Genomic DNA, 13,520 nt, shown 5'->3' on the forward strand with positions numbered 1-13,520 from the left:
CCTGCCCGCAACGCGCAGCGTTGCGAGAGCGGGGGGAAGCCGCGAAGCGGCTCAGGGGGGTGTTTCAAAGACTCCGCGCTGCGAAGGTGTCGCAGGCTTTGACGCTGCCGTTCTGCAGGCCGTTGTTGAACCAGCGCTGCCGCTGTGCGCTGGTGCCGTGGGTAAAGCTTTCGGGCACCACTGCCCCGCCGCTGGACCGCTGCAGGGCGTCGTCGCCGATCTTGGCCGCCGCGTTCATGGCCTCTTCCACATCACCCTGCTCCAGGATCTTGCGCGCGTTCTGCGCATGGTGCGCCCACACCCCGGCAAAGCAATCCGCCTGCAGTTCCAGCCGCACCGAGAGCGCGTTGTATTCCGCCTTGCCCACACGGCCGCGCATCTGTTCCACCTTGCCGCTGATGCCCAGCTGGTTTTGCACATGGTGACCCACCTCATGGGCAATCACATAGGCCTGGGCAAAGTCGCCCGGCGCCCCCAGGCGGTTCTTGAGGGTTTCATAAAAGCCCAGGTCGATGTAGACCTTCTGGTCCGCCGGGCAGTAGAACGGGCCCATCGCCGCCTGCCCGGTGCCACAGGCCGTGGGCGTGGCGCCACGAAACAACACCAGGCGCGGCTCCTGGTAGGTGCCACCGCCCTGGCGGAACACGGCCTGCCACACATCTTCGGTATCGGCCAGCACGGTCGAGACAAAGCGGGCCATGGTGTCGTCGGCCGGCGGGCGCTGGGCCGGCCCTTGCGACTGCACCTGTGCGGGCGGCCCCCCACCGCTGAGCAGCCCCAAGATCGTGAGCGGATTGATGCCCAGCACCCATCCACCCACCAGGGCGATGACGATGGTGCCGATGCCAATGTTGCGCCCCCCGAAAACAGGCGAACCGCCGCCACCACTGCGCCGGTCTTCCACATTGTCCGATTCGCGATTGCCTTCCCATTTCATACTGTGTCTCCAGCGCCCTCGCAGTGTGGAGGGCATGGCCGCCATGTTACGCGGCACGGGAACCTGGTGGGCCGTTTACGATGGCCCGCCTGCCCGTGCCCGCAGGCGGATTTGGATTTGCACAATGGACCCCAACCTCGGCCGCCCCATGCTCCACGACGCCTCCCACTACACCCCCACCGGCGACAAGGTGATCCTGCTCACGGGCTTCAACCCCTTTGGCGGCGACGCCCTGAACCCCAGCTGGCTGGTCGCCGAGGCGCTGGACGGGCAACGCATCGCTGGCCACCGCGTGGTGGCGGCGCAACTGCCGACCGTCTTTGGCGAATCGCTGCATCAGCTGCGGGCATTGGCCATTGCCCACCGGCCCGTGCTGACCGTCTGCCTGGGCCAGGCTGGTGGGCGCAGTGCGCTGTCGCTGGAGAGGGTGGGCATCAATATCAATGACGCCCGCATTCCCGACAATGTAGGTGCCCAGCCCATCGACACGCCGGTGGTGCCCGGCGGGCCTGCCGCCTACTTTGCGAGCCTGCCCCTCAAAGCCATGCTGCGTGCCGTGCAGCAAGCTGGTGTGCCCTGCGAGGTATCGCAAACAGCGGGCACCTTTGTCTGCAACCATGTGCTGTACGGGCTGATGCAGATGTTGCAGGCGCACGGTGTGGGCCCGGCGGGCGCCCGTGGCGGGTTTGTGCACGTGCCCTGGCTGCCCGGGCAAGGCACGCCCCATCTGGCGCTGCGGGACATGGTGCGCGGCATCCACGCCGCCCTGTGGGCCGCTGTGCTCCACCAGAGCGACATAGCCCTCGGGGCAGGTGCTACGCACTGAATACACCGCCCGGCACCCGGGGCTTGCCCGCTCCCCACGCCCCGCCACCGCTGTGTAAAGTCGGCGAATGCCTATCACCCCTTCTTCACAGGCCCCGGGTGCGCTGAACGCTGCAGCCACTGCGGCGTGTCTGCCGTGGGATGCGCTGGCCGACGAGATCGCAACTTTGCTGCTGGACACCACGGTCTCGGTGCCTGCCCGCACAGTGCTGCCGCTGCCCCAGGGGGGCAACCTGTTTGTCATGCCCGCCAACGACAGCCGTGTGGCCATGGCCAAGCTCATCACGCTGACCCCTGCCAACACGGGCACCGGCCGCCCCGCGATCCAGGGCGATGTCGTGGTGTTTGACGTTGCCACGGGCGAACGCCGCCTGGTACTGGACGGTCCCACCATCACCGCACGGCGCACGGCGGCTGCGTCGCTGCTGGCCGCGCGGCATCTTGCGCGGGATCGGCAGGGCCCGCTGCTCATCGTGGGTGCCGGCGTGCAGGGCCTGGCCCACCTGGAGGCCTTTGTTCTGGGCCTGGGGGTGCGCGACGTGTGGGTGGCCTCGCGCGGCGCAGCCGGCGCCGAGGCCCTGGTCCGGCGGGCCCACGCGCTGGGCGTCCAGGCACGCACGGTGGCAGATGCCGACGCCGCCCTGCCACATTGCCCGCTGATCGCTGTGTGCACCCCGGCGCACAGCGTGGTGCTGAGCGCCCCGCCACGGCCGGACGCCTTTGTGGCAGCGGTGGGGGCCTTCACCCCGGCCATGGCGGAACTGGCGCCCGCCTTCTGCCGCCATGTGGCAGCGCACGGGCATATCGTGGTGGACAGTGAAGATGCGCGCCACGAGGCGGGCGATCTGCTGCAGGCGGGTCTCGACGTGGGAACGCTGCCCACGCTGCGGGATGTTCTGCAGGGCGAGCGTGCCCCGCCCGCTGGGCCGGTGCTGTTCAAAAGCTGCGGCTGGGCAGGCTGGGACTTGGCCGCCGCCCGCCTGGCGATGCGCCTGGGCATGGGCGCCGCGCCGCCCGGGCAACCCGCCCCACCCCCACAGGCCACACCATGAGCCCGCTCCGGTTCTCGGACCACAGCCTGCGCTCGCAGATCGCGCTGGTGTTCGGCACGTTGGTGGTTGGCCTCGCGGTACTGCTGTCGCTTGCCTTTGGCGAACTGCTCAAGCTGCGCATCGAACGCGATGCCGGGTCCGCCCTGCAGGTGATTGCCGAGAACGCGGGCAAGCTGCTGGCCAACGGCCTGCTGGAGCGCAGCCGCGAGGCCGAGGTTCTGGCCGCCGCCGAGGCCGTCTGGACCAAAGGGCTCGACAGCCCCGAAGCCCACCACATGCTGGCGCGCAGCCAGGCCACCCAGCCCCACAGCGTGTGGATCGGCGTGGCCGATGCCCAGGGCATAGTGCGCACTGCCACGGGCGGCCTGCTGGTGGGCCAGAGCGTTGCAGAGCGCCCTTGGTTCAGGGAAGGCCTGCAAAAACTGCATGTGGGGGATATCCACCCAGCCAAGCTGCTGGAGCAGCTACTGGCCCCGCCACCTTCGGGCGAGCCCTACCGTTTCGTCGACTTTGCAGCGCCCATCCGCCTGGGCCCGACCACCATTGGCGTGGTGGGGATCCATGGCAGCTGGGAATGGACCCGGGAGGTCATGGAGAGCCTGACTCCACCGCGCACCGACGACCAGGCCGTGGAACTGTTCGTCTTTGACCACAAGGATGCGCTGATCTACGCGCCCGATGGCAAGACCCGGGCCCTGCAGGAAGCTGGGCAGCGCCTGCCGGTCGAGCTGGGCAGACCGCCAACTGCCGACCGCACCGCGAGCCCGGCCACCGTGGCGCGGTGGATGGACGGTCGCAGCTACCTCACAGCCACCGTCGCGCTGCAGGCACGCAACAGCGCCAGCGACCTCGGGTGGCGCATTGTTGCCCGCGAGCCCGTGGAACTCGCTTTCGCCGAGGCCCACCGCACCGTGCGCACCGCGCTGGTCATCGGACTGACTGCCGCACTCCTGGCCTCGGTGCTGGCGTGGCTGGCGGCACGCCGCCTGAGCGAAGACCTGTACGCACTGGCAGATGCCGCCAGCGCCGTGGAAGCCGACAAGCCCGGCACCCGCATTCCCCAGGCGCACAGCAGCCGCGAAGTGCGCAAACTGTCCAGGGCACTGGGCCGCATGACACACCGGCTTCTGGCATCCCACGAAGCCATGGAGGAAAAAGTGCGCCTGCGCACGCTGGAACTGGAGGCCGCCAACCGCGCGTTGGACCTGCAGGCCCGCACCGATGCACTGACCGGCCTGCTCAACCGCCGTGGTTTCGAAACGCAGATGGCCTTTGCCCTGGCGCTGGCACGGCGCAGCAGCAGGCCTTTGAGCCTGATCACGGTCGATGTGGACCACTTCAAGCGCGTGAACGACACCTATGGCCACGAAGCCGGGGACGAGGTGCTGCGCCGGCTGGCCCGCACGCTGGAGATGCGGCTGCGCAACTCGGACGTGGTCGCACGGCTGGGGGGAGAAGAATTTGTGGCCCTGTTGCCCGACACCGACCTCGTGGGCGCCCAGGCCATCGCGCAGGCGCTGGTCGAAGCCATGGCCGAACAGCTCGACCCCGTGGTGGGACGCATTACCGTGAGCGCTGGTGTGGCCAGCATGCGCGGCCTGCAAGACAGCAGCATGGACATCCTTCGCCGGGGCGATGCGGCACTCTACGAGGCCAAGGGCCAGGGCCGCAACAGGGTCTGTGTGGAGGCGTGACCGCAGTCCGTGAACGGCGGTCAGCGCACACCAGGGCCAGCGGCGTGCAGGAGCCGCGCCAAGAACCTGTTCTAAACCTCGCTGATCTCGGCCACCACGGCACAGCCCTGGGGCGCCGCAGCGTCAAAATAGGCTTGCAGTCGCAAAGCCAGCGCATTCAGGCTGTCGTCCTGCACGGCCCGCGCCACGGCCAGCTGTTCGAGCGCGTAGGGCCGGTGTCCCAGCATCATGGCGGTGTTCACGCAGTGGCCCGTGGCGGCCATCTTGAGGATGAAGGCGTTGAGCAGCTCACAGGGCCAATAGTGGGCGTGGGACATGGCGGCGGGATGCAATGCGCCGTGGGCCGAAGCCGGGTCGCCTGTAGCCTCCCCAGGGGCATGTAGAGGAAACGCAGCACCCCGGGCCTTGGCGGGTGCAGTCATCGCAGCAAAGGTCAGCATGGTGGACTCCGTGGCCACCGGAACCCCCGGTGGCATGACACCATGCTAAGAACCTTACCTGCGCTTGCATTTCAGCCAACGGGCTGAGGCGCTGTAGGACGCAGCCGGGCCAGCGCTCACGCCTTGGGCAAGGTGACGCCCACCTGGCCCTGGTATTTGCCACCCCGGTCGCGGTAGCTGACCTCGCACACGTCGTCCTTGTCGCTCTCGAAAAACAGCACCTGGGCACAACCCTCGCCCGCGTAGATGCGGGCCGGCAGCGGCGTGGTGTTGGAGAACTCCAGCGTCACATAGCCTTCCCATTCGGGCTCGAACGGGGTGACGTTGACGATGATGCCGCAACGGGCATAGGTACTCTTGCCCAGGCAGATGGTGAGCACATTGCGCGGAATGCGGAAGTACTCCATCGTGCGGGCCAGTGCAAAGCTGTTGGGCGGGATGATGCAGCTGTCGCCCTCGAAATCCACAAAGCTCTTTTCATCGAAATTCTTCGGGTCCACCACCGTGCTGTGGATGTTGGTGAACACCTTGAATTCGGGCGCGCAGCGGATGTCGTAGCCGTAGCTGCTGGTGCCATAGCTGATGATCTTCTTGCCCTCGGCCTCGCGCACCTGGCCGGGCTCGAAGGGCTCGATCATTCCGTGCTCGGCCGCCATGCGGCGGATCCATTTGTCGCTCTTGATGCTCATAGCAGAACTCCCTGCGCTGTGGCCCAGGCGGTTGGAAACCACCGGGCGCTATTAAATACGTAGCTGGTAGCGCTTGATGATCAAGCGCTGGAGCCGTATTTTGCTTGAGAAATCACGGTTTGCTCCACCACACGGTCATCCCCCAGCACGATCAGCGCAAACAAAAGCTCATCAAGGCTGCGCGCTTGGCCAGTCTTGCGCGCCAGCAGGGGCGTCGCCTGCGGGTTCAGCACCAGAAAATCCGCCTCGCAGCCGGGCTGCAGGTTGCCCACCACCCCGGCCAGGCCCAGCGCCTTGGCCGCCCCCGCCGTGTGTTGCCACCACAGCTGCTGGGGCGACAGGCTCAGGCCCTGCTTGCTCTGCCCTTCGCGCCCCACGTAGTACGCCGCCAGCATGGTGTGGAACGGGCTGAAGCTGGTGCCGCCGCCCACATCACTCGCCAGCCCGTAGCCAAAGCCCACGCGGTCAGCACCCGCGTAGTCAAAAAAGCCGCTGCCCAGGAACAGGTTGCTGGTGGGGCTGACGGCGGCCACCGCGCCGGTGTCGCGCATCAGGGCGCGGTCGTCATCATCGAAGTGGATGCAATGCGCGTACACCGCCCGGTTGCGCATCAGGCCAAAGTCGTCATACACACCCAGATAGCTGCGCGAGGCGGGAAACAGCTCGCGAGCCCATCGGATCTCGTCGAGGTTCTCTGCCACGTGCGACTGAACCCACACATCGGGGTAGCGCGCCGCCAGCTCGCCCGCTCCGCGCAGCTGCACAGGCGTGCTGGTGGGCGCAAAACGCGGCGTGATCGCATAGCCCAGGCGGTCCACGCCATGCCAGCGCTGGATCAGCGCTTCGGTATCGATGAGGCTTTGTTCGGTGTCGTCGCGCACACCGTCGGGCGAGTGGCGGTCCTGCAGCACCTTACCGGTGATCAGGCGCATCTGCTGGCGCTGAGCCTCGCCAAACAGCGCATCCACCGACGTGGGGTGCGAGGTGGCAAACGCCAGCGCCGTCGTCACGCCATTGCGCAGCAGCTCGGCCAGGAAGAACGTGGCCACCTGCTCGCTGTAGCCGGATTCGACAAACCGCGACTCATGGGGAAAGGTGTAGTTCTCCAGCCAGGGCAAGAGGCCGTCGGCGGGCGAACCGATCACATCGGTCTGGGGAAAGTGGATGTGCATGTCCACAAACCCCGGCGCCAGAATGCGGCCGGGAAGCTGCGTAACGGGTTGGCCTGCATACTGCGAGCCCAGTGCCTGCCACGAACCTGCCGCCAGCACCCGCTGGCGGCCCTGGGCATCCGGGCCTGTGGCCAGCAAACCATCTTCGTCATACAGGGCGCGGCCATCGTCGGCAAAGCGCAAAAGGGCGGAACGGTATACAGGCATGGGCGCTAGCTTAGCGGGGGCCACGGGCTACAGGCATACGCCCGGGCAGATAAATACTATGGCAGCGCCACGGCAGTCCAGCACCCGGAGGCAACGCCAAGCCAGCCCTCAACGCGCCAACTTGCCCACCACCCCCTCCACCAGCCAGTTCATCTGCAGGATCTGCGCATCGGCCAGCGCTTGGCCGGCGGCAATCACCTCGTGCCCTTCGTTGTCCCGCACCGCGGCCTTGCCCGCGCGGAACGGCTGCAGCTTGCCCGCGCCAATGGCCTTCTGCGCCGCCAGCACCTCCCGCTGCACGGCCAGGGGCATCTTGCTGCCAAAGTCACCCACGCGCACCATACCCTCCCGCACACCACCCCAGAGGTTGGCGCTCTTCCAGGTGCCGTTTTGCACCGCGCGCGCACGTTCGGTGTAGTAGCCGCCCCACTGGTGCGTCACGGCCACGATCTGGGCATCCGGCCCGGTGCGGCGCATGTCCGAGTGGTAGGCCACGGCCATTTTTCCCCGCTCCTGTGCGGCCGCCATCACGGCCGTAGAGCCGGTGTGGAACGCGATCACGTCCACATCCTGGTTGAAAAGCGCCATGGCCGCATCGCGCTCCTTGGGTGGGTCGAACCACACGTTGAGCCACACCACTTTGACGGTGGCCTGCGGGTTGACCGAGCGCATGCCCAGCGTGAACGCGTTGATGCCCTGCAGCACTTCAGGGATGGGAAAGCCCGCCACGAAACCAGCCACGCCGGTCTTGCTCATGCGCCCTGCGGCAATACCGGCCAGATAGCGGCCCTCGTAGTACCGCGCGTTGGCCGTGGCCACGTTGGGCGCGGTCTTGTAGCCCGTGATGGACTCGAATTTCACATTCGGATAGTCCTGCGCCACCTTGAGCGTGGGCTCCATGTAGCCAAAGCTGGGCGTGAAGATGATCTGGTGGCCAGTAGCAGCCAGGTCGCGGATCACGCGCTCGGCATCGGCGCCCTCGGCCACGTTCTCGACAAAGGTGGTTTTGACGTCTTTGCCCAGGGCTGCCTCCACGGCCTTGCGGCCATCGTCGTGCTGCTTCGTCCAGCCCGCCTCGGTGATGGGCGAAACATAGACGAAACCGGCCTTGACGGGCCCGGTGCCGGGCGCTGCGGCCGTTGGCTGGGAGAAAGCGGTGGGGGTGGAAACGGCGCCGAACAGCGCACTCACACAGACCGCACGCAGTGCGGTGGCGAGGTTTTTATACATGGTAGTCCTCTACATGGTCCCGATGGCAGAAAAAGCAAAAGGCTGCCGGGACAGCAGCCTTTGCAAGGGCAATATTGTACTCAGTGGGTCTGCGCCAGCGCTGGCGCGGTGCTCAGTGCAGTCGCAGCGTGTTCGATGGCGCGCCCAGGCGGAAGGCTCCGACCACGTCGGCCAGGCGCGACGCCTGGTCCTTGAGGCTCTCGGCAGCGGCCGTGGACTCCTCCACCAGCGCGGCGTTCTGCTGCGTCATCTGGTCCAGCTGCGCCACTGCCACGTTCACCTGGCCAATGCCCAAGCTTTGCTCCGAGGCGGCCGCGCTGATTTCGCCAATGATGTCGGTCACGCGGCGCACGGAGCTGACGATCTCACCCATGGTGGTCCCGGCGTTCTGCACCAGCGCAGCGCCCGATTCGACCTTTTCCACCGACACACCGATAAGCGTCTTGATCTCCTTGGCGGCGTTGGCCGATCGTTGGGCCAGCGAGCGCACCTCGTTGGCCACCACGGCAAAACCACGCCCCTGCTCCCCCGCACGGGCCGCTTCCACCGCAGCATTGAGCGCCAGGATATTGGTCTGGAAGGCGATGCCGTCGATAGTGCCGATGATGTCGGCGATCTTCTTGCTGCTGGAATTGATCTCGTCCATGGTGGTCACCACCTGGGCCACCACCTCGCCACCGCGCTGCGCCACCTGCGCGGCCGACACCGCCAGCTGGTTGGCCTGCACGGCGGAATCCGCGCTCTGGCGCACGGTGCTGGTCAGTTCCTCCATCGAACTGGCGGTCTCCTGCAGGCTGCTGGCCGTCTGCTCGGTGCGCGCGCTCAGGTCCTGGTTGCCCATGGCGATTTGCGTACTGGCCGTGGAAATGCTGTCCACCACACCCCGCACCTGCTGCAGCGAGCGGTGCAGCGCGCTGCGCATGACATCCAACGCGCGCAACAGGTGACCTGTCTCGTCGTTGGCGTAGCTGGTCTGGGGCGCACCGGTCAGGTCCATGTCGGCAATGGCTTCGGCAATCGCCTCGGCCTGGCGCAACGGGCGAGTGATGCTGGTGGTCAGCAGCCAAGCCAGCAGGGCGCCCAGCAGCAGCGAAACACCGGTGCAGATCTGCAGCAGCAAGGTGGTCTGGGCACGCAGTTCTTCGCTGCGCTTGCCAGCTGCATCCAGCTCGACACGCTGGCCGTCCACCATTTGCTGCACACCGGCCAGGTAGCTGCGCGAAGTGGGTTCAAACCGCTCGGTAAAGACCTTGTTGGCGCTCTCTGCATCGCCGGCCTGCTTGAGCTTGCTCACCTCTTCCCGGGCAGCGAGATAGTCCTTGCGCAGCTCACCCACCTTGGCGAACAACTGCTTCTTTTCCGCGCTGTCCATCTTGGACTCGATGAACTTCTGGAGTTCGTTGGTGTCGCGGATCGACGCTGCCGTGGCAGGGGCGAAATACGGAATCAGGCTGGCATCACTGCTCTTGGCAATGGCGGCTGCGCGCTGCACGCCGGACGTGGTGTGGCGCAGCCAGTCAGAGCCAGCGCGCTCGGTCTTGATGTTGTCGTCGACCATGGCACTGATCTCTTTGCCCAATTGGCCCAACTTGACCACGGCCACCACGCTGCTCGCAAAGAACAGCGCCAGGATCAGGCCAAGCACGAGGGTCAGGCGCTTGCCAATGGAAAATCGACTGAGAAACATGGAACGACTCCGAAAACGGGTGAGGGCAGCCATCGCGCAGGGCGATGGTGCAAAAGACAGGGGGGCTGTGGCGAAGACTTGCCTCAGGGGCAACGGCCCTAGGCTATTCGAATGAATACTTATTATTTTAAGGGTTTACCCGAAATCTCGGACAACCCGGCAGCGACGGCAGCCCCAAGCCATCGCGCTCACCCATGAAGAGCAACACCCTCAACGTAGCCGGGCTAAGGGCTCACCGCGCCCACCGCCAGCGCCGCAGCGCGGCCCGCTCAATAGTCGTGTTCCACACACCGCTCAAAGGTTTCCTTGAGCTTGTGTTCCCAGATCCGCTTGTCGGCATTGCCCGCAAAACTCGCCTCGAAGCTGTTGAACGCCAGTTGGTAGGCATGCTTCGCAGTGAGGCCCGTGGCGGCGAACACCTGGGTGAAGTTCTCGTTGAGGTAGCCGCCAAAGTAGGCGGGGTCGTCCGAGTTGACCGTGGCTGCCAGCCCTGCATCCAGCAGCTTGCCCAGATTGTGGTCTGCCAGATTGGGAAACACGCACAGCTTCTGGTTGGACAAGGGGCACACGGTGAGTGCGATGCGATCCTGCGCCAGCCGCTGCATCAGGGCGGCGTCATGCACCGCCTGAACCCCGTGGTCGATGCGCTCCACCTTGAGGACATCCAGCGCGCTCCAGATGTAGGCAGGAGGGCCCTCCTCGCCCGCATGCGCCACCAGATGCAGGCCCAGCTCGCGGCAGCGCGCAAACACGCGGGCAAACTTTTCGGGCGGGTGGCCCAACTCACTCGAATCCAGCCCCACGCCAACGATCTTGTCGAGCAGCGGTTGTGCCTGCTCCAGGGTTTCGAAGGCAGACTCCTCACTGAGGTGGCGCAGGAAACACAGGATCAGCGTGGCACTGATGCCCAGTTCCCTGCGTGCATCTTCACAAGCCCGGTACAGGCCGTTGATGACCGTCTCCATGGCAACGCCGCGTGCGGTGTGGGTCTGCGGGTCGAAGAAAATTTCGGCATGCAGCACGTTGTCGCGCGCCGCGCGCCCCAGGTAGGCGCGCGCCATGTCATAAAAGTCCTGCTCGTGCAGCAGCACGCTGGCACCGGCGTAGTAGATGTCCAGAAAACTCTGCAGGTTGGTGAACGCGTAGGCGCTGCGCAAGTCTTCCACGCTGGCATAGGGCAACACCAGCTCGTTGCGCTGTGCCAGGGCAAAGATCAGCTCGGGCTCCAGCGAGCCCTCGATATGGATGTGCAGCTCGGCCTTGGGCATGGCGCGCAGCAGACCGGGCAGGCGCTCGGCAGAAATGGGGGGCACTTTAAACATCAGCAGACTCCAAAGGTGATGCCGCTTTGGCGCAAAAAACGGCGGTAGGCAGATGATGCCTTGTCGGCAGCGGTATGCAACTCCGCGCGCAGGTCCAGCGGCAGGCACTGCGGCATCTGCGACTCCAGCACGGGTTGGTCCTGCGTGAAGATGGTGTGCTGAAAGGCCTGCAGCTTTTCGTCGGGCGAATCGAAATCTGCCACGGCCAGGCGAAACCACACGCGGCTGCGCACCGGCGTCACCGGACAGATGAACAGCGCAATGGACTCGCGCCAGCCATCCACCGCCGTGGTGCCTGCCTCTGGCACCTTGGTCAGCACAGCCGCATAGGGCGCCGTGACTTCGTAGGTGTACTCCACCTGCGCCGGGGCGGTCGAATGCAGATTGGACTGGGGCTGCCAAGCCTTGCAGCCGGTGGCCAGCAGGCCCGTGGGCGTTGGCTCCACGCGGTAGTCGTCGATGGCGGTGGCTTCACGGCTGCCCAGCCAGCCTTCGTGCACAAAGCCAAAGTGCGACATGTCCAGAAAGTTCTCGATGATGCGCGGTGCACTGGCCGCCACGTCGTAGGGTCCGCAGTTGAGCTTGCGCAGGCGCGCGTCGTCTTCGGCCGCAAATACGGGCAACGCCGTCCTCGCCCCATCCATGCACACCCATACCAGGCCATAGGCCTCACGGGCTACAAAAGCCCGAGCGCAATGCGCAGGCGGAGGCACAAACGTGGGCAATGCGGGCACCTGGGTGCATCGCCCTCCGGCCACAAACTGCCAGCCATGGTACGGGCACTCCAACCGGCCGTCCGGCGTCACGCGGCCCAGCGACAGCCGGGCACCCCGGTGCGGGCACTGGTCGGCAAATGCCTGCACCACGCCCGCAGCATCCCGCCACACCACCACCGGTTGCTCCAGCAACTGCACGGCGACGGGTGTCTGCGCCACATCGCCCACCAAAGCCACCGGATGCCACAGGCTCGGTTCGAGCATCTATCGGCTCCTCGAAAAAGAAAGCACACCCATGAAAAAAGGGCCACCCGCAGGCGGCCCTCTCCGTTCCAACCAGCCCGCAGGCCGGTTGGTTGATTTACTTCTTGTCGCCGCCAGGGATCTTGCCTTCCACGCCCTTGACGTAGAAGTTCACGCCCCCCAGGAACTTGTCATCGGCCACTGCGTCCTTTTCCAGCACGGGCTTGCCGTCCTGGCCCACGATGGGGCCCTTCCAGATCTGGAACGAGCCATCGGCCAGGCCCTTCTTGATGGATTCGACCTTGGCCTTGGTGTCGGCAGGCACGTCTTCGGCGATGGAGACGATGTCAATCGCACCTTCCTTCACACCCCACCAGCTTTGGCCCGTGGCCCACTTGCCTTCCAGTGCGTCCTTGGTAGCCTTGACGTAGTAGGGGCCCCAATTGATGATGGCCGATGCCAGGTGGGCCTTGGGGCCGTAGGCAGTCATGTCCGAATCCCAGCCGAAGGCGCGCTTGCCCTTCTCTTGCGCCGTCTTCAGCACGGCGGGGGAGTCGGTGTTCTGGAAGAGCACGTCGGCGCCGCCGTTGATCAGCGAGGTGGCCGCTTCGGTTTCCTTCGGTGGGCTGAACCATTCGTTCACCCACACCACCTTGGTCTTGATCTTGGGGTTGACCGACTGCGCACCCAGCGTGAAGCTGTTGATGTTACGGATCACTTCAGGGATTGGCACCGAGCCGACCACGCCCAGCGTGTTGGACTTGGTCATGGCGCCGGCGATCACACCGGCCATGTAGGCGCCTTCGTAGGTGCGGCTGTCATAGGTGCGCATGTTTTCGGCGGTCTTGTAGCCGGTGGCATGCTCGAACTTCACGCCCTTGTTGTCTTCCGCGACCTTGAGCATCGACTCCATGTAGCCGAAGGTGGTGCCGAAGATCAGCTTGTTTCCCTGGCCCGCCAGGTCGCGCAGCACGCGCTCGGCGTCGGCCGATTCGGGCACGCTTTCGACGAAGCTCGTGACGACCTTGTCGCCAAATTCCTTCTCGATGGCCTTGCGGCCGTTGTCGTGGGCGAACGACCAGCCACCGTCACCCACGGGGCCGACATAGGCAAAAGCGATCTTCAGTGGCTCGGGCTTGGGCGCCGGGGCTTCCACCACGGGGGCCGGTGCAGGCGCAGGGGCGGGTGCCGGTTCTTCCTTCTTGCCACAGCCCACGAGGGCGGCTGCGGCCACAGCGGACAGCGCTGCCACCTTGAGCATGGAGCGTTTCTGCAGATCAGTCATGTCGGTTTCCTTATTGAAGAG

Annotated in this window: 12 protein-coding genes; 3 read left to right on the forward strand and 9 right to left on the reverse strand. The window is 65.7% G+C overall.

Annotated features, from left to right (window positions below; all coding sequences use genetic code 11):
• Nucleotides 1–64: 64 nt before the first annotated feature.
• Nucleotides 65–937 carry a neutral zinc metallopeptidase gene (locus tag IB243_RS12730; protein ID WP_192427487.1) on the reverse strand — a complete coding sequence of 291 codons (873 nt, stop codon included), beginning with the start codon at nt 935–937 and terminating at the stop codon, nt 65–67.
• A gap of 124 nt (nt 938–1,061) precedes the next feature.
• Here IB243_RS12730 and pcp point away from each other — a divergent pair, with 124 nt between their 5' ends.
• The 3 genes from pcp (at nt 1,062) to IB243_RS12745 (ending at nt 4,508) form a co-directional block, all read left to right on the forward strand.
• A complete protein-coding gene (gene pcp, locus IB243_RS12735; protein ID WP_225584943.1) occupies nt 1,062–1,763 on the forward strand; it encodes a pyroglutamyl-peptidase I in 702 nt (233 codons plus the stop codon).
• 67 nt (nt 1,764–1,830) lie between these two features.
• Complete coding sequence (locus tag IB243_RS12740) at nt 1,831–2,814, forward strand: delta(1)-pyrroline-2-carboxylate reductase family protein (RefSeq protein WP_192427489.1); 984 nt, start codon at nt 1,831–1,833, stop codon at nt 2,812–2,814.
• Complete coding sequence (locus IB243_RS12745; RefSeq protein ID WP_192427490.1) at nt 2,811–4,508, forward strand: diguanylate cyclase; 1,698 nt, start codon at nt 2,811–2,813, stop codon at nt 4,506–4,508. The genes IB243_RS12740 and IB243_RS12745 overlap by 4 nt, the downstream gene beginning before the upstream one ends.
• Before the next feature lie 71 nt (nt 4,509–4,579).
• On the opposite strand, the gene IB243_RS12750 is transcribed toward IB243_RS12745, so the two are convergent.
• From IB243_RS12750 to IB243_RS12785, 8 genes are all read right to left on the reverse strand, one after another.
• On the reverse strand, nt 4,580–4,948 hold the full coding sequence (locus IB243_RS12750) for a hypothetical protein (protein ID WP_192427491.1): 369 nt from the start codon (nt 4,946–4,948) through the stop codon (nt 4,580–4,582).
• 116 nt (nt 4,949–5,064) lie between these two features.
• Nucleotides 5,065–5,637: a dCTP deaminase gene (gene dcd / locus IB243_RS12755; RefSeq protein ID WP_010461637.1), complete on the reverse strand. Its 573-nt coding sequence runs from the start codon at nt 5,635–5,637 to the stop codon at nt 5,065–5,067.
• 80 nt (nt 5,638–5,717) lie between these two features.
• Nucleotides 5,718–7,016, reverse strand: a complete 1,299-nt coding sequence (guaD, locus tag IB243_RS12760) for a guanine deaminase (RefSeq protein WP_192427492.1) — start codon at nt 7,014–7,016, stop codon at nt 5,718–5,720.
• Between the two features lie 108 nt (nt 7,017–7,124).
• Nucleotides 7,125–8,246: a BMP family ABC transporter substrate-binding protein gene (locus IB243_RS12765; RefSeq protein WP_192427493.1), complete on the reverse strand. Its 1,122-nt coding sequence runs from the start codon at nt 8,244–8,246 to the stop codon at nt 7,125–7,127.
• A 112-nt stretch (nt 8,247–8,358) separates the two neighbouring features.
• Nucleotides 8,359–9,933: a methyl-accepting chemotaxis protein gene (locus tag IB243_RS12770; RefSeq protein WP_010461645.1), complete on the reverse strand. Its 1,575-nt coding sequence runs from the start codon at nt 9,931–9,933 to the stop codon at nt 8,359–8,361.
• A 269-nt stretch (nt 9,934–10,202) separates the two neighbouring features.
• On the reverse strand, nt 10,203–11,255 hold the full coding sequence (locus IB243_RS12775; RefSeq protein ID WP_010461646.1) for an adenosine deaminase: 1,053 nt from the start codon (nt 11,253–11,255) through the stop codon (nt 10,203–10,205).
• Entirely contained in the window at nt 11,255–12,235 is a 981-nt protein-coding gene (locus IB243_RS12780) for an aromatic ring-hydroxylating dioxygenase subunit alpha (protein WP_192427494.1), read from the reverse strand. Before IB243_RS12780 ends, IB243_RS12775 begins: the two co-directional genes overlap by 1 nt.
• Nucleotides 12,236–12,332: 97 nt before the next feature.
• A complete protein-coding gene (locus IB243_RS12785; protein ID WP_010461648.1) occupies nt 12,333–13,499 on the reverse strand; it encodes a BMP family ABC transporter substrate-binding protein in 1,167 nt (388 codons plus the stop codon).
• Between the last annotated feature and the right edge of the window lie 21 nt (nt 13,500–13,520).

Origin of the sequence: Acidovorax sp. ACV01 (assembly GCF_014851495.1) — a bacterium.
GTDB classification, from domain to species: Bacteria; Pseudomonadota; Gammaproteobacteria; order Burkholderiales; family Burkholderiaceae_C; genus Acidovorax; species Acidovorax radicis.